Source organism: Pseudomonas sp. A (assembly GCF_056270345.1).
In genome coordinates this window covers 1960289-1980404 of sequence record NZ_CM149873.1, presented here as the reverse complement: position 1 = coordinate 1980404, position 20116 = coordinate 1960289, and the positions used below count along the sequence as shown (strand labels likewise).

The 20116-nt window shown below is 63.8% G+C and carries 18 protein-coding genes and 1 pseudogene; 10 read left to right on the top strand and 9 right to left on the bottom strand.

What is annotated here, in order from left to right:
- Positions 1-324: 324 nt before the first annotated feature.
- The gene (pcaR, locus tag AC0MAZ_RS08985; protein ID WP_232854642.1) at positions 325-1194 is read right to left on the bottom strand and encodes a pca regulon transcriptional regulator PcaR; all 870 of its coding nucleotides are present in this window, start codon (positions 1192-1194) and stop codon (positions 325-327) included.
- Between the two features lie 567 nt (positions 1195-1761).
- Between pcaR and AC0MAZ_RS08980 the strand changes: the two genes are divergently transcribed.
- Together AC0MAZ_RS08980 and AC0MAZ_RS08975 are read left to right on the top strand one after the other, a co-directional pair.
- Positions 1762-1962 (top strand): hypothetical protein, encoded by a 201-nt coding sequence (locus AC0MAZ_RS08980; RefSeq protein WP_050703906.1) that lies wholly within the window; start codon positions 1762-1764, stop codon positions 1960-1962.
- Between the two features lie 312 nt (positions 1963-2274).
- The gene (locus AC0MAZ_RS08975; RefSeq protein ID WP_203647859.1) at positions 2275-3747 is read left to right on the top strand and encodes an inorganic phosphate transporter; all 1473 of its coding nucleotides are present in this window, start codon (positions 2275-2277) and stop codon (positions 3745-3747) included.
- Positions 3748-3883: 136 nt separating this feature from the next.
- Here AC0MAZ_RS08975 and AC0MAZ_RS08970 read toward each other — a convergent pair whose 3' ends face one another.
- Positions 3884-5359 (bottom strand): helicase HerA-like domain-containing protein, encoded by a 1476-nt coding sequence (locus AC0MAZ_RS08970; RefSeq protein ID WP_203647860.1) that lies wholly within the window; start codon positions 5357-5359, stop codon positions 3884-3886.
- Positions 5360-5531: 172 nt separating this feature from the next.
- Between AC0MAZ_RS08970 and AC0MAZ_RS08965 the strand changes: the two are divergent.
- The 5 genes and pseudogenes from AC0MAZ_RS08965 to AC0MAZ_RS08945 form a co-directional block, all read left to right on the top strand.
- Positions 5532-6500: pseudogene (locus AC0MAZ_RS08965) on the top strand (HAMP domain-containing protein); the annotation flags it as partial.
- 141 nt (positions 6501-6641) lie between these two features.
- Positions 6642-7406 (top strand): methyl-accepting chemotaxis protein, encoded by a 765-nt coding sequence (locus AC0MAZ_RS08960; protein ID WP_373694313.1) that lies wholly within the window; start codon positions 6642-6644, stop codon positions 7404-7406.
- Between the two features lie 218 nt (positions 7407-7624).
- Positions 7625-8746, top strand: coding sequence for a glycosyltransferase family 4 protein (locus AC0MAZ_RS08955; protein WP_254464234.1), 1122 nt, complete (start codon positions 7625-7627; stop codon positions 8744-8746).
- Positions 8739-9503 (top strand): DUF2334 domain-containing protein, encoded by a 765-nt coding sequence (locus AC0MAZ_RS08950; protein WP_234560694.1) that lies wholly within the window; start codon positions 8739-8741, stop codon positions 9501-9503. Before AC0MAZ_RS08955 ends, AC0MAZ_RS08950 begins: the two co-directional genes overlap by 8 nt.
- Positions 9500-10489, top strand: a complete 990-nt coding sequence (locus tag AC0MAZ_RS08945; RefSeq protein WP_475860881.1) for a lysylphosphatidylglycerol synthase transmembrane domain-containing protein — start codon at positions 9500-9502, stop codon at positions 10487-10489. The genes AC0MAZ_RS08950 and AC0MAZ_RS08945 overlap by 4 nt, the downstream gene beginning before the upstream one ends.
- On the opposite strand, the gene AC0MAZ_RS08940 is transcribed toward AC0MAZ_RS08945, so the two are convergent.
- Positions 10398-10628, bottom strand: coding sequence for a hypothetical protein (locus AC0MAZ_RS08940; RefSeq protein ID WP_475860880.1), 231 nt, complete (start codon positions 10626-10628; stop codon positions 10398-10400). The two genes, AC0MAZ_RS08945 and AC0MAZ_RS08940, sit on opposite strands and share 92 nt — an antisense overlap.
- Before the next feature lie 15 nt (positions 10629-10643).
- Positions 10644-11495 carry a formyltetrahydrofolate deformylase gene (gene purU / locus AC0MAZ_RS08935; protein WP_186713139.1) on the bottom strand — a complete coding sequence of 284 codons (852 nt, stop codon included), beginning with the start codon at positions 11493-11495 and terminating at the stop codon, positions 10644-10646.
- A gap of 301 nt (positions 11496-11796) precedes the next feature.
- Here purU and mvaT point away from each other — a divergent pair, with 301 nt between their 5' ends.
- Positions 11797-12174 (top strand): histone-like nucleoid-structuring protein MvaT, encoded by a 378-nt coding sequence (gene mvaT, locus AC0MAZ_RS08930; protein ID WP_028690229.1) that lies wholly within the window; start codon positions 11797-11799, stop codon positions 12172-12174.
- A 75-nt stretch (positions 12175-12249) separates the two neighbouring features.
- On the opposite strand, the gene sbcB is transcribed toward mvaT, so the two are convergent.
- The 3 genes from sbcB to AC0MAZ_RS08915 form a co-directional block, all read right to left on the bottom strand.
- Positions 12250-13680, bottom strand: a complete 1431-nt coding sequence (gene sbcB / locus AC0MAZ_RS08925; protein ID WP_475860879.1) for an exodeoxyribonuclease I — start codon at positions 13678-13680, stop codon at positions 12250-12252.
- A 61-nt stretch (positions 13681-13741) separates the two neighbouring features.
- Positions 13742-14101 carry a PilZ domain-containing protein gene (locus AC0MAZ_RS08920; RefSeq protein ID WP_023631126.1) on the bottom strand — a complete coding sequence of 120 codons (360 nt, stop codon included), beginning with the start codon at positions 14099-14101 and terminating at the stop codon, positions 13742-13744.
- Positions 14102-14224: 123 nt separating this feature from the next.
- On the bottom strand, positions 14225-14611 hold the full coding sequence (locus AC0MAZ_RS08915; protein WP_050703897.1) for a tetratricopeptide repeat protein: 387 nt from the start codon (positions 14609-14611) through the stop codon (positions 14225-14227).
- 181 nt (positions 14612-14792) lie between these two features.
- On the opposite strand from AC0MAZ_RS08915, the gene pyk reads away from it, so the two are divergent.
- Positions 14793-16247, top strand: a complete 1455-nt coding sequence (gene pyk / locus AC0MAZ_RS08910; protein WP_023631128.1) for a pyruvate kinase — start codon at positions 14793-14795, stop codon at positions 16245-16247.
- 95 nt (positions 16248-16342) lie between these two features.
- On the opposite strand, the gene AC0MAZ_RS08905 is transcribed toward pyk, so the two are convergent.
- The gene (locus AC0MAZ_RS08905; RefSeq protein WP_254464236.1) at positions 16343-17263 is read right to left on the bottom strand and encodes an iron-sulfur-binding ferredoxin reductase; all 921 of its coding nucleotides are present in this window, start codon (positions 17261-17263) and stop codon (positions 16343-16345) included.
- 377 nt (positions 17264-17640) lie between these two features.
- Here AC0MAZ_RS08905 and AC0MAZ_RS08900 point away from each other — a divergent pair, with 377 nt between their 5' ends.
- Entirely contained in the window at positions 17641-19164 is a 1524-nt protein-coding gene (locus AC0MAZ_RS08900) for a fumarate hydratase (RefSeq protein WP_186713142.1), read from the top strand.
- Between the two features lie 115 nt (positions 19165-19279).
- On the opposite strand, the gene AC0MAZ_RS08895 is transcribed toward AC0MAZ_RS08900, so the two are convergent.
- Positions 19280-19870 carry a GNAT family acetyltransferase gene (locus tag AC0MAZ_RS08895; protein WP_254464237.1) on the bottom strand — a complete coding sequence of 197 codons (591 nt, stop codon included), beginning with the start codon at positions 19868-19870 and terminating at the stop codon, positions 19280-19282.
- Positions 19871-20116: the final 246 nt, after the last annotated feature.

Below are 20116 nucleotides of genomic sequence, written 5' to 3'. Positions count from 1 at the left end.
GGGTGCGGCCGCGACAGCGAAGGGATGGTCTTCATGGGGATGCCCTCGGGCCTGTTGTTATTGTCCGGTCGGCGAAGCCGACTCGTGCGACAGACATTAATCAGCAGGCCTGGGCGGCGCAATTCGTCGGGAACGACACTGTGCGTTTATCGAACACAAAGCGCCCGGTTCCTGTGCGAGCAACTGTCATGTGCAAACTCCACTCCCACAAGTACTGCACAACGTCTGAGACAGTGGGAATCCCGTGGGAGCGGCTTCAGCCGCGAACACCGGCGAAGCCGGTGCCACAGGATTGTGCGCAGGAATGAGGAGCGTCTGTGCGGATCAGCCAAACAACTGGTGACACAGGTCCTGGCTGGCCGCCAGCAGGATCGGCAGGAAACGCTGCTCCAGTTCCCCACGGCTGACCCGACCGACATGGGTACTCACGTTCAACGCCGCCAGCACCTGCCCCGAGGCGTCATAGATCGGCACGGCAATCGAACGCAGGCCCTGCTCCAGTTCCTGATCAACCACGCACCAACCCTGCTCGCGCACTTGCTGGATGCAGGCGAACAGCGATGCCGGATCGTGCAGGGTACGGCTGGTCCGCGCCTTGAGGTCCGCCCGCTCCAGATATTCGTGCAGGCTGGCGTCGTCCAGCGCCGCCAGCAGGATGCGGCCCATCGACGTGCAATAGGCCGGGAGCCGCCCACCGACCGACAGGTCGACCGAAATCAATCGCTCGACCGTGGCCGAGCGCGCTATATAAAGGATGTCGTCGCCCTCCAGCGTGGCCATGTTGGCCGCCTCGTGGAGCTGGTCGCTGATCCGGTCGAGGTAGGGCTGGGCCGATACCGCCAACGGCGTGGACGACAGGTAGGCATGGCCAAGGGTCAGCACCTTGGGCAACAGCGAATAGGTTCGCCCGTCGGTGGTCGCGTAGCCAAGCTTCATCAGCGTATGCAGACAACGCCGCACCGCCGCCCGGGGAATTTCCGTGCGGTGGCTGATCTGGGCAATGGTCAGATGGCGCTTGCGCTCCTGGAACGCCTGGATCACCGCAAGGCCACGAGCCAGGGAGGTCATGAAATCCGGATCGCCGGTGAAGGCCTGGATGCGCTTGGCCGCAGACGCCACGATCGGCGGTGCCAGGGTGGGGCTGGTATTGCGCGCGGGCTCGTTCGCTGGCGGGCCGCTGGTTTCTTCGCTCATGGACATGCCTCAAAAAAATCGCTACCTCGTTCGATTATCGAACGAACGGCCGATAATCGCAATTGACCGCTGACACTTTTGCTTATACCTTTCCCCTGCCACATGTGGCTTCTTTGGAGAGACTGGTCAGGTACCCACCGTAGAAGTCCCAGGCAACGGCCTCGCCTCCCAGCGAGGCCGTTTTCATTTCCGACACCCATCGGCAAACTTGCCTACCACAACAACTTGAACTTTCAGCAGTCCGCTCGGACAAACCCTCTGTCCGCAAAGAATAACTTCAGGACTATTGTCAATGGCGGGTAAAGAACGATAGCCTTCGAATTGCCGATTGCTATAATCGGCTCATGTTGATTGTCTGCGCTGTATAACGGATCCAATCGACAAACTTTCGTTGCCTTCCTGACGCCTGCCCGCTGCCTGAGCAGTGGCTTGTCGTGTGGTGCGCCGCAGGTCGCCCTCCCACACTCTGTCCTTGCAGTGCAACGATGTGTTCGCGTTGCTGAATTTCCACATCCTGCGTGTGTATTTAGCGGCTGACGCCCAACTTCAACCTATTCAGGTATTACTGTGACGAAAGAAGAACTGCGCGCGGAACTCGAGCGCCAGGCCGAACGTTACAAGGATGTTTACGGTGGTGAAGTCACCACCTATGCCGCACAACCCGACCCGGAACGCAAACCCTGGCGTAAACGCGCCAGCATTCTCGACCAGGCCTTCGCCCAGGAAATCGAGAAGATCGAAAAGGAACTGCGCAGCGACGGCGAGTGAAGTCACACGATGTCATGGCGCCGCTATCGAGCAACGGTTGCGGCAAGGCATCCTGGGTGAAAATGCTCGATATGAAATGGAATCACACAAATTTCATACAAGCGTTTAAATTGCGGGCTCTCTACGAAAATCGTCTCAAATCGCTGATTTTTCTGAAATTTATCGATTTTTTACGACGTTTTTGCGCGAAAGCTCACCTGCGCCATGCAGGTGCGGGGTCGTCATTCCCCTGCCATCGGTCAGTGGCGGGTGCATCGATTGCCATGGTTTTCTGGCATAATCCGCCCCCCCTAAGACCGCCAGACAACCTTCATGATCGATTTATTCAGCGGACTGGATGCCTGGGTTATCGTGAGCCTGACGCTCGCTCTGACCTTCGTGCTCGCATTCGAGTTCATCAATGGCTTTCATGACACCGCCAACGCGGTAGCCACTGTCATCTATACCAAGGCCATGCCACCGCACCTGGCCGTGTTCTTCTCCGGTGTGTTCAACTTCCTCGGGGTTCTGCTCGGTGGTGTCGGGGTGGCCTATGCCATCGTCCACCTGCTGCCGGTCGAACTGCTGATCAATGTGAACACCGGCCACGGCCTGGCCATGGTCTTCTCGCTGCTGGCCGCGGCCATCACCTGGAACCTGGGCACCTGGTACTTCGGTATCCCGGCCTCCAGCTCGCACACCCTGATCGGCTCGATCCTCGGCGTCGGCCTGGCCAACGCCCTGATCAGCGACATTCCGCTGGGCGACGGCGTCAACTGGCAGAAGGCGATCGACATCGGCATGTCCCTGGTGCTCTCGCCCATGGCCGGCTTCGCTGTCGCCGCCCTGCTGCTGATCGGCCTGAAATGGTGGCGTCCGCTGTCGAAGATGCACAAGACCCCGGACCAGCGCCGCAAGCTCGACGACAAGAAGCACCCGCCGTTCTGGAACCGCCTGGTGCTGGTGATCTCGGCCATGGGCGTGAGCTTCGTGCACGGCTCCAACGATGGCCAGAAGGGCATCGGCCTGATCATGCTGGTGCTGATCGGCATCGTCCCGGCCAAGTTCGTCCTCGACCTGAACAGCACCACCTACCAGATCGAGCGCACCCGCGACGCCACCCTGCACCTGAGCCAGTTCTACCAGCGCAACGCCGCGACCCTGGGCGAGTTCCTGGCGCTGGGCAAGGCGCAGGCAAGCGATCTGCCGGAACAGTTCAGCTGCAATCCGCAACAGACCGAGCCGACCATCACCGCGCTGCAATCGTCGCTCGCCGGGGTGACCGACTACCGCGCCCTGAGCGCCGAGAAGCGCGTCGAAGTGCGTCGCTACCTGCTGTGCCTGGACGACACGGCGAAGAAGGTCGGCAAACTGCCGGGCCTGCAGGCCCGTGAAAAGGCCGACCTGGAGAAACTGCGCAAGGACCTGACAGCCACCACCGAGTACGCACCATTCTGGGTGATCGTCGCCGTCGCCCTGGCCCTGGGCCTGGGCACCATGGTCGGCTGGAAGCGCGTGGTGCTGACCGTTGGCGAGAAGATCGGCAAGCAGGGCATGACCTATGCCCAGGGCATGTCGGCACAGATCACCGCAGCCTGCGCCATCGGCATGGCCAACGTGTTCAGCCTGCCGGTGTCCACCACCCACGTGCTGTCGTCAGGTGTCGCCGGTACCATGGTCGCCAACAAGAGCGGCCTGCAGGGCGGCACCGTGAAGACCATCCTGCTGGCCTGGGTGCTCACCCTGCCGGCAACGATGGGCCTGGCCGCCGGCCTGTTCTGGCTAGCCACCAAGGCCATTGGCTGAGTGGTACGGCAATAGAAGAAGGCGCCCTCGGGCGCCTTTTTCGTGGGTATTTCTTCGCGGGTAAACCCGCTCCCACAGGGCAGTGGGATATCCCTGTGGGAGCGGGTTTACCCGCGAAGAGGTCGGTACAGGAAACTCAACGCTTCCTGCCCCCCAACAACGACCCCATCAACCCACGCACCAGCTGCCGCCCCAATTGGTTGGCCGCCTGGCGCACCGCCGACTTGATGGCCTGCCCCGCCGCGCTCTGCAGGAACTCACCGGCCTTGTCGGCGAAGCTGTCCTCATCGGCCTTGGCCTGGGGCGCCGGCTCCACCGGCTCGCCCTTGCGCTGGGTAAGCATTTCATAGGCCGACTCACGGTCCACCGGCTTGTCATAGCGCCCGGCCAGCGGCGATGCCGCGATCAGGGCCTGCCGCTCGACTGCGCTCAACGGCCCGATCCGCGACTGTGGTGGCGCGATCAGCACCCGCTGGACCATGGCCGGCGTGCCCTTCTCTTCCAACGTCCCGACCAGCGCCTCACCAATGCCCAGTTCGGTCAACACCGCCAGGCTGTCGAACGCCGGATTGGGGCGGAAACCATCGGCCACGGCGCGCAGCGACTTCTGCTCCTTGGCGGTGAATGCCCGCAAGCCATGCTGGATGCGCAGCCCGAGCTGGGCCAGCACCGCATCCGGCAGGTCGCCTGGTGACTGGGTGACGAAATATACCCCCACACCCTTGGAGCGGATCAGCCGCACCACCTGCTCCAGACGGTCCTGCAACGCCTTGGGCGTGCCGTTGAACAGCAGGTGCGCTTCGTCGAAGAACAGCGCCAGCACCGGCTTGTCGGCATCGCCACGCTCCGGCAGTTGCTCGAACAGTTCGGCCAGCAGCCACAGCAGGAAGGTCGCATAGACCTTGGGCGCGTCATGCACCAGGCGGCTGGCATCGAGCAGATGGATACGCCCGCGACCATCGCCTTCGGGGCGCAGCAGGTCCTCCAGTTGCAGCGCCGGCTCGCCGAACAGCGCCTCGGCGCCCTGCTGCTCCAGGGTCGCCAGGCGGCGCAGCAAGGCCTGCGTGGAGGCGCTGGTCATCAAGGCGCTGTCCTCGCCCAGCAGCTGGGGATTGTCCTTCAGGTGCGCGAGCAGAGCCTTGAGGTCTTTCAGGTCGAGCAGCAGCAGGCCTTCGCGGTCAGCCACCTTGAACGCCGCATACAAGGCGGCCTGCTGGCTGTCGGTGAGCTCCAGCAGATTGCCCAGCAACAACGGTCCCATTTCGCTCAGGGTGGTGCGCAAGGGATGCCCCGATTGCCCCGCGATATCCCAAAGACTTACCGGATAAGCCTGGGGCTTGTGGTTCAGCCAGGGCATGCCGGCGATCCGCTCGGCCACCTTGCCCTGGGGCGCCCCGGCCGCGCCGAGGCCGCACAGGTCGCCCTTCACATCCGCGGCGAATACCGCGACCCCGGCATCGCTGAACAGCTCGGCCAGGTGTTGCAGGGTGACCGTTTTGCCGGTGCCGGTTGCCCCGGCCACCAGGCCATGCCGGTTGGCCAGGCGCATGGACTGGAATACCGGCTGACCATCAGGACCTGCTCCTACTACCATTCGTAAGGAATCTGACATCTTCTTTCATCCCCTGCTCAAGTTCCGCCGCGTGACAGCCGATATTTCAAAATGATTCTACCCAGAAAGACAGTAACAACCCGAAAAGGACCCACGGGAATTGTTGCACTGTTTTCCAGCCGTGCTTTGTGCGAACGACCCGATAAAAAACCTTAGCGGACACGATCACGTTATGAATAAAAGCCTTCGTTTCAGCCACAAGATTCTTCTGGCGGCATCACTGATCGTGATACTCGCCTTCAGCCTATTCACCCTGTACAACGATTATCTCCAGCGTAACGCCATTCGCGAAGACCTGGAGAACTACCTGGCTGAGATGGGCGAGTCCACCTCCACCAATATCCGCAACCTGTTCGAAGGGCGCATCAAGCTGGTCGAGAACGTCGCCCAGAACATTGCCCAGTACCCACAGAACACCGGCACCCTGCTGGGCCAGAACGCGCTGACCTCGAGCTTCCAGACCATCTACCTGGGCCAGCCCGACGGCACCTTCACCGTGCGCCCGGACACCAAGATGCCTGACGGCTACGACCCGCGCGTGCGCCCCTGGTACAAGGACGGCCTGAACGCCAACGGCCCGATCCTCACCGAACCCTACATTGACATGGCCACCAACGAGCTGGTCATCTCGATCATCAGCACCGCCTCGCGTTCGGTCGGCGTGGTCGGCGGCGACCTGGCCCTGGACGGCCTGGTGCAGATCATCAACTCGCTGAACTTCGGCGGCATGGGCTACGCCTTCCTGGTCAACGACCAGGGCAAGATCCTGGTGCACCCGGACAAGAACCTGGTGATGAAGACGCTGTCGGACCTGTTCCCGCAGAACACGCCGAGGCTGTCCAGCAACCTGACCGAAGTGACGCTCAACGGCGAAACCCGCCTGCTGACCTTCACTCCGGTCAAGGGCCTGCCGTCGGCCAACTGGTACATCGGCCTGTCGGTGGACAAGGACAAGGCCTTCTCGATGCTCAGCACCTTCCGCACTTCGGCGGTGATCGCCACGCTGGTGGCAGTGGTGATCATCATCGCCCTGCTCGGCCTGCTGATCCGCGTGCTGATGCAGCCGCTGCACACCATGACCCGCGCCATGTCGAACATCGCCGAGGGTGAAGGCGACCTGACCCGCCGCCTGGAAATCCACAACCACGACGAGTTCGGTATCCTCGGTACCGCCTTCAACCGCTTCGTCGAGCGCATCCACGGTTCGATCCGCGAAGTGTCCTCGGCCACCGAGCAGGTCAACGAAGTGGCACTGCGGGTCATTAGCGCCTCGAACTCGTCGATGAGCAACTCCGACGAGCAGTCCAACCGCACCAACAGCGTCGCCGCCGCCATCAACCAGCTCGGCGCGGCTGCCCAGGAGATTGCCGGCAACGCCGCCCAGGCCTCGCAGCATGCCAGCTCGGCGCGGCTGCTGGCCGAGGAAGGCCAGCAGGTGGTGCAGCGCAACATCGATGCGATGAACCGCCTGTCGGACCTGATCGTCACCTCCAGCGAGCATATCGAGACGCTGAACAACAAGACCGTCAACATCGGCCAGATCCTCGAGGTGATCACCAGCATTTCCCAGCAGACCAACCTGCTTGCCCTCAACGCCGCCATCGAGGCCGCCCGCGCCGGTGAGGCCGGGCGTGGCTTCGCCGTGGTCGCCGACGAGGTGCGCAACCTGGCGCACCGCACCCAGGAGTCGGCGCAGCAGGTACAGAAGATGATCGAGGAGCTGCAGGTCGGCGCCCGCGAGTCGGTCGACACCATGGGCCAGAGCCAGCGCCACAGCCAGGACAGCATGGACATCGCCAACCAGGCCGGCGAACGCCTGGGCAGCGTCACCCAGCGCATCGGCGAGATCGACGGCATGAACCAGTCGGTGGCCACCGCCACCGAAGAGCAGACCGCCGTGGTCGACTCGATCAACATGGACATCAACGAGATCAACATGCTCAACCAGGAAGGCGTCGAGAACCTGCAGGCCACCCTGCGCGCCTGCTCGGACCTCGAACAGCAGGCCGGCCGCCTCAAGCAACTGGTCGGCAGCTTCCGCATCTGACCTGAGCAAACGCGTCGCCTGATTCGCGGGCAAGCCCGCTCCCACAGGATCTCTGCCGGCCCTGTGGGAGCGGGCTTGCCCGCGAAGGGCGCAACGCCATTCACTCGTACTCCACCCTCGACGATCGAACAAACTATCCTTCAGGTAGGTCAACCCTCAGGCGCGTCATCGCCGGATCATTACCGCCGAATGACACACCCGAGGACGATCCCGGAGGGATGCTGATCGTGCACATCGCCGACATCACCATGTTCTACGCCCCGGCCAGCGGCGGCGTGCGGACCTATCTTGATGCCAAACACCGCCGCCTCGACGCCATGCCCGGTGTTCGCCACAGCCTGTTGATTCCCGGTGCCAATGCCAGCCAGGTCGACGGTGTCTACCACGTGCCTGCCCCGCCCCTGCCCTTCGGCAACGGCTACCGCTTCCCGGTGCGCCTGGCGCCCTGGTGCAAGGAACTGCGCCGCCTGCAGCCCGACCTGATCGAGGTCGGCGACCCCTACCTCACCGCCTGGGCGGCCCTTGAAGCGCGGCGCAAGCTCGATGTCCCGGTAATAGGCTTCTATCACTCCGACCTGCCCTTGCTGGTGAGCAATCGCATGGGCAACTGGTTCACCCCCAATGTCGAGGCCTATGTCAGCAAGCTATACGGGCATTTCGACCGGGTCCTGGCACCCAGCCAGGTGATGGCCGACAAGCTGCGCCGGCTGGGCGTGGAGAACGTGCACGTGCAGCGCCTGGGCGTGGACCTGGCGCTGTTCAACCCAGAAAGGTACGACCCCGGCCTGCGCGCCGAGCTGGGCATCGCCGATACCAGCCGCCTGCTGGTGTTCGCCGGCCGCGGCTCACGGGAAAAGAACCTGCCGGTGCTGCTCGATTGCATGCACGCACTCGGCCAGCCCTACCACCTGCTGCTGGTGGGCTCGAACATGCCGGCCAGCGTGCCGGACAACGTCAGCGTGATCGACCACTTCCGCCCGCCCCAGGAGGTCGCCCGGCTGCTGGCCAGTGCCGACCTGCTGGTGCACGCCGGCGACCAGGAAACCTTCGGCCTGGTGATCCTCGAAGCCATGGCCAGCGCCACGCCCGTGGTGGCCGTGCGCGCCGGCGCATTCAGCGAAATCGTCGACGAACGCTGCGGCCGCCTGTGTCCGCCCAACAATGGCCAGGCCATGGCCGAAGCCGTGCGCGAGGTCTTCGACAACGGTGTGCGCGAGCTCGGCCGCCACGCCCGTCACCACGTGGAGCGCCACTACAGCTGGGACAGCGTCGTCAACGGTCTGCTCCAGCATTACCAGGCAGTGCTCGGCCACCCGCTGCCGGTGCGCGCCCATGGCTGAGGGCCGAGCCGACACGCGCAGCCTGATGCTGGTGCTGCACGATATCTCGCCCGAAACCTGGCCGGACTACCAGCCCTTCGTCCAGGCCATCGACGAACTCGGTGGCGTGCCGATGACTTGGCTGGTGGTACCGGACTTCCACCATCGCAACCCGCTGACCCGTTCACCCACCTTCTGCCGCCTGCTCGAGCGGCGCCTGGCCCAGGGCGACGAGCTGGCCCTGCATGGCTACTACCACGCCGACGATGGCCCGCCACCGCGCGGACCGGGCGAATATTTCATGCGCCGGATCTATACCCACGAGGGCGAGTTCCATGGGCTGGACCAGGCAGACGCCCTGCTGCGCCTGCAAGCCGGGCTGGCAGTGTTCAAACGACAGGGCTGGCCGGTGGCAGGCTTCGTCGCCCCCGCCTGGCTGATGAGCGAAGGCACCCGCCAGGCTTTGCGACAGTTGCCACTGCGCTATACCAGCTCTCCACGTCACTTGTACCGGCTGCCGGACTTCACCGCCTTCGATGCCCCAGGACTGGTGTGGAGCGCCCGCAGCGCCTGGCGCCGCGGCCTGTCGAGGGTGGTCAGCGACTGGCAATGCCGCCGCTGGCGCGAAGCCGACACCCTGCGCCTGGGCCTGCACCCGGTCGACATGCGCCACGCCAGCGCACGCAATTACTGGCTCGACACCCTGCACCAGTTGCTGGCCCAAGGCCGTGAGCCACTGACCAAGTCGGCCTGGCTGGCGCGCCAGGCCGCCCCATGAAGCGCCTGGGCTGGCTGGTCCTGGCACTGCTGCTGGCGGGGCTGGTACCCGCCCTGTTCGGCGGCAGCGACCTGCTCCCGCGCCTGCGCGCCTTCGAACCCGGGTTGCTGCTGCTGTTGCTGGCCATGATCCTGCTGTGCTGGATTCTCAATGCCGCCCGTCTGCGCCTGCTGCTGGGTGACCAGGGCGCACGGGTGGGACGGATGCACAGCCTGGGCGTGGTGATGGCTACCGAGTTTGCCATCTGCACCACGCCCGGCGGCAGCGGTGGCCCGTTGACCCTGATGACACTGCTGGCCCGCGAGCGCATCGCGCCATCGCGCAGTGGCGCGGTGTTCGCCATGGACCAGTTGAATGACCTGCTGTTCTTCTTCTGCGCGATGCTGTCGATTGCCGCCTACGCCCTGTTCCACCACCTTGGCCACAGCCAGGCGCAGATGCTGCTGGGCAGCGCCCTGCTGCTGTGTGCCACACTTGCGGGGATCTTCCTGCTGCTGCGCTATCGACGCCGGGTGATGCGTGGCAACGGCCGGTTGTTGCATCGCCTGGGCATGGCGCCAGCACGCCGACGACGCTGGGCACGCAAGCTGCTGCGCTTTGTCCATGCCCTGGCCGATACCTGGCGCATGCCCCGGCGTACGCTGGCGCTGGTGTTCATCCTCACCTGCGCGCACTGGTGCCTGCGCTACAGCGTGCTATATCTGGCATTGCGGGGGTTGGGGGTGGACCTGGGGTGGATTGCCAGTTTCCTGGTGCAGATGCTCTCGCTCAGTGCCGGGCAGTTCAGCCTGTTGCCGGGCGGTGCCGGCGCGGCGGAGCTGACCTCGGCGACCTTGCTGTCACCACTGGTGGGCAGTTCGACGGCGGCCGCGGCGATCCTGATCTGGCGCGCGGTTACCTATTACTTCTATCTGCTGGCGGGTGGGCCGGTGCTCCTGTACCTGCTGGCGCATCCGCGACTGGAGCGTCGTCGCCAGACAGGTTGAGTCGCCCCCAAAGCTCGGCGGCACCGGGAAACTCGGTGCCGTCCTCATCGCTCAACGCCTCGGGGTCGAAACGAGCCAGGCAGCCTTCGCCCAAGGTGGGTGGCGCCGAGGCGCCGGCCTTGTCACGCGGGTCTGCCATGCCAGGGCCCTCGACTCAGTTGAACACCACGGTCTTGTTGCCGTGCACCAGCACGCGGTCTTCCAGGTGGTAGCGCAGGCCACGGGCCAGGACCATCTTCTCCACGTCACGGCCGAAGCGCACCATGTCCTCGATGCTGTCGGCGTGGCTGACACGCACCACGTCCTGCTCGATGATCGGGCCGGCGTCCAGCTCCTCGGTCACGTAGTGGCAGGTCGCACCGATCAGCTTCACGCCGCGCAGTGCCGCCTGGTGGTACGGCTTGGCCCCCACGAACGAGGGCAGGAAGCTGTGGTGGATGTTGATGACTTTTTCAGCGTATGCCTGGCACAGCTGCGGCGGCAGGATCTGCATGTAGCGCGCCAGTACCACGGCGTCGGCGCCGTACTCGGCGACCAGGCGCGAGACCTCGGCGAACGCCGGCTGCTTGTCCTTGGGATCGACCGGCACATGGTGGAACGGAATGCCGTGCCACTCGACCATGCTGCGCAGGTCATTGTGGTTGGAGATCACGCAGGGAATCTCGCAGTCCAGCTCGTCGGTGTGCCAGCGGTGCAGCAGGTCGGCCAGGCAGTGCGACTCACGGCTGGCCATCAGCACCACGCGCTTCTTCTGCGCCGAGTCGGTGATCCGCCAGGTCATGGAGAACTCTTCGGCGATCGGGGCGAACGCCTCGCGGAAAGCCTCGATACCGAACGGCAGGGACTCGGCGCGGATCTCATGGCGCATGAAGAACCAACCGCTCTGCTCGTCGGAGTGGTGGCTGGCTTCGTTGATCCAGCCATTGTAGAGGGCCAGGAAATTACTGACTTTTGCCACGATGCCGACGCGGTCGGGGCAGGCAATCACCAGTCGATAGGTGCGCATGAGGGAGACTCCAGAACTTCGCAAAGGCGCATATTCTAGCGACCTGCCGGGAAAAACGCAGTAAGCATCTACACCCCCGCGCCACCTGGCTCAAGGACCCAGTCGTACAGGCCTATTCCCTTCTTCCCAAGGGGAAATAGCCAGCGCCCCAGACAAATTGTAAATTTTTCTTAACCTAATGACTGCGCAGTCAGTGCCTACTATTAAATGAGTGATCAATATTAATTTGTTTACTTGAGAGTTTCGCCTGTCTATTATTGCCCCCACTGTCTCTCTCTGAACATGCATTAAGGAACACATCATGTCCCTGATCAACGAATACCGCGCCACCGAAGAAGCCATCAAGGAACTTCAAGCCCGCCTGGCCAACCTGTCGCAAGACGGCAAGCTGCAAAAAGAACTGGAGTTCGAAAAGAAACTGCGCGAGCTGATGGCCGAAAACGGCAAGTCGCTGCGTGACGTGATCGCCCTGCTCGATCCGGAAAGCAAGCTGAGCAAAGCCCCGCGCGGCGCAGTCAAGACCACCGGCACCAAGCGTGCACGCAAGGTCAAGCAATACAAGAACCCGCACAACGGCGAGGTTATTGAAACCAAAGGTGGCAACCACAAGACCCTGAAAGAGTGGAAAGCCAAGTGGGGCGGCGACGTCGTCGAAAGCTGGGCCACCCTGCTGGACTGATTCGCTTATCAGGCGCATTGGTTTCAACATGAAAAACGCCGGCACTTGCCGGCGTTTTTTGTTTATCTGCACATTTCAAAGCTGGTACTGCACTTTCAGTTGCCGGACATGGGCTTGCCAGGCCTCCAGCACCTGCCGTCCCGCTTCGCTGGCATCGGCCCAACTGCTCTGGCATGCCTGCTCGAAGTCCGCCACGGTATTAGGCGCACCGTAAGTAGGATCTGTAAGACGCTGCTGACAGAACGCATGCCAACGTGCGCGGTCTTGTTCATCAAGGGTGTCGGAAAAGTTTCGCGCGCGATAGCGGAACAGCAGTTCAGGCAGCCGCGGATCATCGAACATCCATTGTCCATGCGCCAATTGCGCCGGATCCACACGCCGTACTTGTTCGCTCAGGCGCTTGTCGCGGTCGCCAAGAAAACCGTCATACAACTGTTGCTCCGGGTCTTCGCTGGGGGCAAAGCCTTCTTCCTGATAAATGATGTCCAGCTTGTCTCCCCACATGGCCTGCTGATTGGCCAACTGCTCTGCCCGTGCCTGCAATGCCGACAACTCGAGCCCCAGGCGTTGTTGATCGGCCGGGCGCAGTACCGACAGTGGCGCCAATACCGGGCAGCGGTTGATATGCACCAACTTCAGCGGTACCGGTAGTTCGCCCTGGGCCATGTCTTCGTGCCGCGTATACAGGCGCTGGCGCAATGCCTCTGCACTTTCATGGAGCAGCGGCGAAGCATCTTGTTGCAAGTCACAGACAATCAGCGCGTTGCGGTTGCGCGGATGCCAGGCCAAAGGCAGTACCACGCCGATATAATTGCGCTGGGCCGAGAAACGCCCGGATACATGAACCAGCGGTTGCAACAGCCGAACCTGTTCCATGACCTTGTGCTTGCTGCGCAACTGGAACAACCAGTCATACAACCGCGGCTGTTTCTCGCGGATCAAGCGGGCCAGGGCAACGGTCGCCCGCACGTCGGAAAGCGCCTCGTGGGCATGGCCGTGGTCGATGCCATTGGCCTTGCTCAGCAGTTCCAGGCGCAGGCTGGTACGCCCGTCCTGCTGTGGCCAGACGATCCCCTCGGGGCGCAGCGCATAGGCGGTGCGGACCACGTCAATCAGGTCCCAGCGGCTGTTTCCGCCCTGCCATTCCCGGGCGTAGGGGTCGAAGAAGTTGCGGTAGAGGCTGTAGCGGGTGACCTCATCGTCGAAACGCAAGGTGTTGTACCCCGCGCCGCAGGTGCCGGGGCGCGCCAGCTGATCATGCACCCGGGTCATGAATTCGGCTTCGCACAGCCCCTGGTCGGCCAGTTGCCGGGGAGTGATGCCGGTCACCAGGCAGGCCGCGGGGTGCGGCAGGATATCGTCCGAGGGGCGGCAGTAGAGGCTGATAGGTGCCTCGATCTCGTTGAGGTCGAGGTCGGTGCGCACGCCGGCCACCTGCAGCGGGCGGTCGCTGCGCGGAGTGATGCCGGTGGTTTCGTAGTCGTGCCAGAAAATGCTGGAGCTCACGGGGTCTTCCTGTATCGAGGTCGACCAGAGTCTAACGGCACGTGGGAGGGCTGGGCCAGCCTCAGGCGGAGGCGTTCATGGGCCTGAAGCTGAAGAAATCGCGCAGGGAGCGAACGAATTCATCGTATTCCTGCGGTGCCTGCAGCAGCATGAAGCCGGCATCGAAATGCCCCGGCGTCTCATCCTCGCGGCACCACAGGCAGCTGGCGGTCAGGTTGATGAACTGCAGCCCGCCGCCGGCGAGGGGCACCCGTAGCTGCAGCTCGAAATCCGGCCCCACCAGCACCGGCAACTGGCTGATCAGCATCAGGCCGTCTTCCGAGGCGTTGCCCAGATAGCCGATCTGCTGGTCGGTGCAGCGGTTGAACACCTTGAGCACGCAAGGCAGCTGATGACGTTGTATGTGTCGCTCGATAAACATGATCGCAGTGAAATCCTGTACCCGGGGCCAGGAAGACAAGGTACTGGCGATGAACGTTACGACTCTCTAACAGATTAGCCCAGTCCGACGGACGGACTACATGAAATCATCGACACATTGGGATTAACGCCAAGGTGTAGTGTTCACGGGACTCGCCACCGTCGCCTCGCTGCCGCGCAGGTGCCCGAGCTTTTCCAGCGTCTGCAGGCGGGCCTGGGCGCGGTAGGCGTACTCGTTGCGCGGGTACTGCTGGATCAGGTACTGGTAGGTCTGCGCCGCGTCGACGAAGAGCTTCTGACGCTCCAGGCACTGGCCACGCAGCAGCGACACCTCCGGGTGGATGAACGGTCGGGCGCGGCTGGTGCGGTCGACCTGCGACAGCTCCAGCATGACTTTCGCGCAATCGCCACGGTCGTAGGCGCGATAGGCATTGTTCAAGTGGTGGTCCATGGACCAGCGGGTGCAGCCGACGACACTGGCCGCCATGGTCAAAACGATCAGGGTGCGCATGGAAATTCTCCTTTGATGGGCAGTGTATCGGCCTTTCACGACAAATCTTCACCGCCATTTGCAAGCATACCCGTACCGTTCAAACGCAACCCTGCTTCGTGTGCGGGTAGTGCAACGGAACAATGACTACAGCGCAATTGAGGAGTAGCCTTTCGCTGCGCTTCACTATAGGAGTCTGTGCATGACCATCCGCCGTACCAAAATCGTCGCCACCCTTGGCCCCGCCAGCAATTCGCCGGAAGTGATCGAACAGCTGATCCTCGCCGGCCTGGACGTGGCACGCCTGAACTTCTCCCACGGCACCCCGGACGAGCACAAGGCCCGCGCCCGCCTGATCCGTGACATCGCCGCCAAGAACGGCCGCCATGTCGCGCTGCTGGGCGACTTGCAGGGTCCGAAGATCCGCATCGCCAAGTTCGCCAACAAGCGCATCGAACTGAAAGTCGGTGACAAGTTCACCTTCTCCACCGCCCACCCGCTGACCGAAGGCAACCAGGACATCGTCGGCATCGACTACCCCGACCTGGTCAAGGACTGCGGCGTCGGTGACGAACTGCTGCTCGACGACGGCCGCGTGGTCATGCGCGTCGAAACCGCCACCGCAGATGCCCTGCACTGCGTGGTGATCATCGGTGGCCCGCTGTCCGACCACAAAGGCATCAACCGCAAAGGTGGCGGCCTGACCGCGCCGGCCCTGACCGAGAAAGACAAGGCCGACATCAAGCTGGCCGCGGAAATGGACCTGGACTACCTGGCCGTGTCGTTCCCGCGTGACGCCAGCGACATGGAATACGCGCGCAAGCTGCGTGACGAAGCCGGCGGCAGCGCTTGGCTGGTGGCCAAGATCGAACGCGCCGAAGCCGTGGCCGACGATGAAACCCTCGACCAGCTGATCCTCGCTTCCGACGCCGTCATGGTCGCCCGTGGCGACCTGGGCGTGGAAATCGGCGACGCCGAGCTGATCGCCATCCAGAAGAAGATCATCCAGCACGCCCGCCGCAACAACAAGGCAGTGATCGTGGCGACCCAGATGATGGAGTCGATGATCCAGAACCCGATGCCGACCCGCGCCGAAGTGTCCGACGTGGCCAACGCCGTGCTCGACAACACCGACGCGGTGATGCTGTCGGCCGAAAGCGCCGCCGGCAGCTACCCGATCGAAGCCGTGCAGGCCATGGCCCGTATCTGCTCGGGCGCCGAGAAGCACCCGACCAGCCAGAAGTCCAGCCACCGCCTGCACACCACCTTCGAGCGCTGCGACGAGTCCATCGCCCTGGCGGCGATGTACACCGCCAACCACTTCCCCGGCGTCAAGGCGATCATTGCACTCACCGAAAGTGGCTACACCCCGCTGATCATGTCGCGCCTGCGTTCGCACGTGCCGATCTTCGCCCTGTCGCCGCACCGCGCCACCCAGGCCCGTGCCAACATGTTCCGCGGCGTCTACCCGATTGCCTTCGACCCGGCCTCGCTGCCGGCCGACAAGGTGAGCCAGGCGGCGGTCGACGAGCTGCTCAAGCGCGGCCTGGTCGAACAAGGTGACTGGGTGATCCTGACCAAGGGCGACAGCTACCACACCATCGGTGGCACCAATGGCATGAAGATCCTGCACGTGGGTGATCCGCTGGTTGGTTGATCCCTCGGCAGTCCCTATCGCGGGGCAAGCCCGCTCCCACGCCGATCCCCTCGGCACTTGTGGGAGCGGGCTTGCCCCGCGATGCTTTTCAGTCCTCAAACATGCTCGGTAAATACGTCCGCAAATATCTGACTACGTGGCACCCCAGCAATGAACAGCCGTCGGGCAAAGCGCTCCACGCTCCCAGGCGACCCGCACACCAGCGCCATGGTCTGACGCGACATCAGTTTCAACCCAGCCAGCGCTTCATCCAGCTGCGCCGCCAACACCCATTCGACCGTCACTCCGTCCAGCGCCTGTAACGACTGCGCCAGATAGTGCCCCTCAGCGGTGTGTGCCACGTGCAGCACCCGAATTTCCCCCTGGTGCCCCTGTCGCAACGCCTCGCGCAGGATGCCCCACAACGGTGCCAGCCCGGTGCCCGCCGCCAGCAGCCAGAGCGGCCGCGCCTGCCAGTCCGGGTCATAGTGCAACGCACCGCCGCGCAGTTCACCGAGCCTCAGCACATCCCCCAGGCGAAGCTGCCTTGCCTGGTCGCAGAACGCACCGGGACGGCGACAGTCCAGGTGAAACTCGAGGAAGTCGTCCTCGCCCGGCAGGCTCGCCAGCGAATAGGGCCGCGCAACGCTGCCGCTCCACAACACCAGGTGTTGCCCGGCCTGGTAGCGCAATGGCCGCTCCGGTTGCAGCCTCAGGCGCAGCACATCGGCGAACCAGTCCAGGCCGATCACCGTGGCCGGCAGGCCATCATTTCGGGGGTCGAACAGCGCCACCCGCAAGTCACTGGCGACCGCGCACTGGCAGGCCAGGCGCCAGCCCTGCTCGCGCTTGTCCGCCGCCAATGCCTCGGGTTTCGCGTCGGTGGGGACACCCTCCAGGCAGCGCACCAGGCAGGCGTGGCAGCTACCGGCGCGGCAGCTGTAGGGCACGGTGCAACCGGCGTCGTTGAGCGCATCGAGCAGGTTGCTGCCGGCCGGCACCGCCCAGCGGCGCTCGCCCACGCAAACTTCTGGCATGTCAGTTCATCTCCAAGTACAAGCGATTGGGGCCGCTCTGCGGCCCTTCGCGGGTAAACCCGCTCCCACAGGGGAAATGCATGGCCCTGTGGGAGCGGGTTTACCCGCGAAGGGCCGCAAGGCAGCCCCGGTCAACATTACGCTGATCTCATTGAACTGCATTGCAACGCTCACGTCATCAGCAAAAAGGATGCCCTTTCCCTGCCGACCTTGGTCCAGACCACGTGCAGGTGTTTCCGAAGGCGCGGCACGGTATACTGCCGCGCCTTTTTGTGCCGGCCCGACCAGCCGGCGCCTTGCCAGGCGTTCCTGACATACAGGTGTGCATTGTCGGAATGCCTTTTCGAATGTTCCCGTCTTTAAGAGGAGCGCGCTGCATGACCGTGATCAAGCAAGACGACCTGATTCAGAGCGTCGCCGACGCCCTGCAATTCATCTCGTACTACCACCCCGTCGACTTCATCCAGGCGATGCACGAAGCCTACCTGCGTGAAGAGTCGCCAGCCGCGCGTGACTCGATCGCCCAGATCCTGATCAACTCGCGCATGTGCGCCACCGGCCACCGCCCGATCTGCCAGGACACCGGTATCGTCACCGTGTTCATCCGCGTCGGCATGGACGTACGCTGGGACGGCGCCACCCTGAGCGTCGACGACATGATCAACGAAGGTGTGCGCCGCGCCTACAACCTGCCCGAGAACGTCCTGCGCGCCTCGATCCTGGCCGACCCGGCCGGTGCCCGCAAGAACACCAAGGACAACACCCCGGCCGTGATCCACTACTCGATCGTCCCTGGCGACAAGGTCGAGGTCGATGTCGCAGCCAAGGGCGGCGGCTCGGAGAACAAGTCGAAGATGGCCATGCTCAACCCGTCCGACTCGATCGTCGACTGGGTGCTGAAGACCGTCCCGACCATGGGCGCCGGCTGGTGCCCGCCTGGCATGCTCGGCATCGGCATCGGCGGCACCGCCGAAAAGGCCGCGGTCATGGCCAAGGAAGTGTTGATGGAATCCATCGACATCCATGAGCTGAAGGCCCGTGGCCCGCAGAACCGCCTCGAGGAAATCCGCCTGGAGCTGTTCGACAAGGTCAACCAGCTGGGCATCGGCGCCCAGGGCCTGGGCGGCCTGACCACCGTGCTCGACGTCAAGATCATGGACTATCCGACCCACGCCGCGTCGCTGCCGGTGTGCATGATCCCCAACTGCGCCGCCACCCGTCACGCCCACTTCGTGCTCGACGGTTCCGGCCCGGCCGAGCTGGAAGCGCCGTCGCTGGACGCCTACCCGGAAATCGTCTGGGAAGCCGGCCCGAGCGCCCGTCGCGTCAACCTCGACGACATCACCCCGGAAGAAGTCGCCAGCTGGAAGCCGGGCGAGACCATCCTGCTCAACGGCAAGATGCTCACCGGCCGCGACGCCGCGCACAAACGCATGGTCGAGATGCTCAACCGCGGCGAAGAGCTGCCGGTCGACCTCAAGGGCCGCTTCATCTACTACGTCGGCCCGGTCGATCCGGTCGGTGACGAAGTGGTAGGCCCGGCCGGTCCGACCACCGCCACCCGCATGGACAAGTTCACCCGCCAGATCCTCGAACAGACCGGCCTGCTGGGCATGATCGGCAAGTCCGAGCGTGGCCCGACCGCCATCGAGGCGATCAAGGACAACAAGGCCGTGTACCTGATGGCCGTCGGCGGCGCCGCCTACCTGGTGGCCCAGGCCATCCGCAAGTCGAAGGTACTGGCCTTCGCCGAGCTGGGCATGGAAGCGATCTACGAGTTCGACGTGAAGGACATGCCGGTCACCGTCGCGGTGGACAGCAAGGGCGAGTCGGTGCACATCACCGGTCCCGCGCTGTGGCAGGGCAAGATCGCCGAGAGCCTGGCGGTTGAAGTAAAGTAAGCCTCCTGCTGTAACAGCGGCGGCCCCATCGCGGGGCAAGCCCGCTCCCACGCTGACGTGTGGGGGCCGGGCTTGTCCCTCGATGGGGCCGTTGTCGTTTCACAGCCCTCGATTGTCAAGCAGGCAGCGCCTTGAGCCAGAACGACATGATCTTCGCCGACTGCGCCTGCTCGTCGAGGTCCCGCCAACGGTAGGCGGTACGCAGCGACGGCTCATGCAGAAAGCCGCGGTTGCGCCAGAAGCCCTGCAATGGCTTGTAGTCCGCCGGACGCCGTGGGTGTCCGGAGGGGCGCTCCACCGCACAGAACGCGCAGCAGTCGAACTCGGCCAGCTTGTGCGCATAGGACTCGCGCTCGATGAAAAAGCGTACGCCGAGCCCCCGTCCACGGTAAGCCGGCAGCAACACCGACTCGCCGAAGTAGTAGACCGAGGCCGGGTCACGCCCCTGGGCGAGAAACGGTTGCTGCAACTCGGGATCGACATCCACCAGCGGCAAGCCGGTGGCGGCGCCCACCACCTGGTCGCCGTCCAGCGCCAGCACCACCAGGCTGCGGCCGGACTCGGCGTAGCTGGACAGGTAATCGGCCTGGTGGCTCAGGGAGCTGTCCAGGAGATAGGGAAACTCGCGAAACAGCGTCAGACGCAGGCGCGCGAGATCATCGATGTAAGGCGCGATGGCGGCGCCATGGAGCAAGCGGATTTCCATGCGGGGCGGTCGTCCTGTCGATGGCTATGACTGAGGTCCACCCTAGCACCCACCCTGCCCTGCGGCCTTTCCCCTGCGCGACAGGTATTTCTCCATGACCGCTACAAGTGCTCGATCCCTGTAGGAGCGGCCTCGTGCCGCGAATGGGCCGCAAAGCGGCCCCGGCGATCTTTGCATGCACGCTGAAATCCTGGGGCCGCTTTGCGGCCCATTCGCGGCACGAGGCCGCTCCTACAGTTCAGCGTG

Coding starts and splice junctions, on each gene's coding strand:
- AC0MAZ_RS08905 (WP_254464236.1), bottom strand. CDS start 17,263: ATGCCAGAAGTTTGCGTGGGCGAGCGCCGCTGGGCGGTGCCGGCCGGC.
- AC0MAZ_RS08915 (WP_050703897.1), bottom strand. CDS start 14,611: ATGCGCACCCTGATCGTTTTGACCATGGCGGCCAGTGTCGTCGGCTGC.
- AC0MAZ_RS08945 (WP_475860881.1), top strand. CDS start 9,500: ATGAAGCGCCTGGGCTGGCTGGTCCTGGCACTGCTGCTGGCGGGGCTG.
- AC0MAZ_RS08970 (WP_203647860.1), bottom strand. CDS start 5,359: ATGTCAGATTCCTTACGAATGGTAGTAGGAGCAGGTCCTGATGGTCAG.
- AC0MAZ_RS08955 (WP_254464234.1), top strand. CDS start 7,625: ATGCTGATCGTGCACATCGCCGACATCACCATGTTCTACGCCCCGGCC.
- AC0MAZ_RS08960 (WP_373694313.1), top strand. CDS start 6,642: ATGAGCAACTCCGACGAGCAGTCCAACCGCACCAACAGCGTCGCCGCC.
- pyk (WP_023631128.1), top strand. CDS start 14,793: ATGACCATCCGCCGTACCAAAATCGTCGCCACCCTTGGCCCCGCCAGC.
- AC0MAZ_RS08975 (WP_203647859.1), top strand. CDS start 2,275: ATGATCGATTTATTCAGCGGACTGGATGCCTGGGTTATCGTGAGCCTG.
- pcaR (WP_232854642.1), bottom strand. CDS start 1,194: ATGAGCGAAGAAACCAGCGGCCCGCCAGCGAACGAGCCCGCGCGCAAT.
- AC0MAZ_RS08940 (WP_475860880.1), bottom strand. CDS start 10,628: ATGGCAGACCCGCGTGACAAGGCCGGCGCCTCGGCGCCACCCACCTTG.
- AC0MAZ_RS08950 (WP_234560694.1), top strand. CDS start 8,739: ATGGCTGAGGGCCGAGCCGACACGCGCAGCCTGATGCTGGTGCTGCAC.
- mvaT (WP_028690229.1), top strand. CDS start 11,797: ATGTCCCTGATCAACGAATACCGCGCCACCGAAGAAGCCATCAAGGAA.
- purU (WP_186713139.1), bottom strand. CDS start 11,495: ATGCGCACCTATCGACTGGTGATTGCCTGCCCCGACCGCGTCGGCATC.
- AC0MAZ_RS08900 (WP_186713142.1), top strand. CDS start 17,641: ATGACCGTGATCAAGCAAGACGACCTGATTCAGAGCGTCGCCGACGCC.
- AC0MAZ_RS08895 (WP_254464237.1), bottom strand. CDS start 19,870: ATGGAAATCCGCTTGCTCCATGGCGCCGCCATCGCGCCTTACATCGAT.
- AC0MAZ_RS08920 (WP_023631126.1), bottom strand. CDS start 14,101: ATGTTTATCGAGCGACACATACAACGTCATCAGCTGCCTTGCGTGCTC.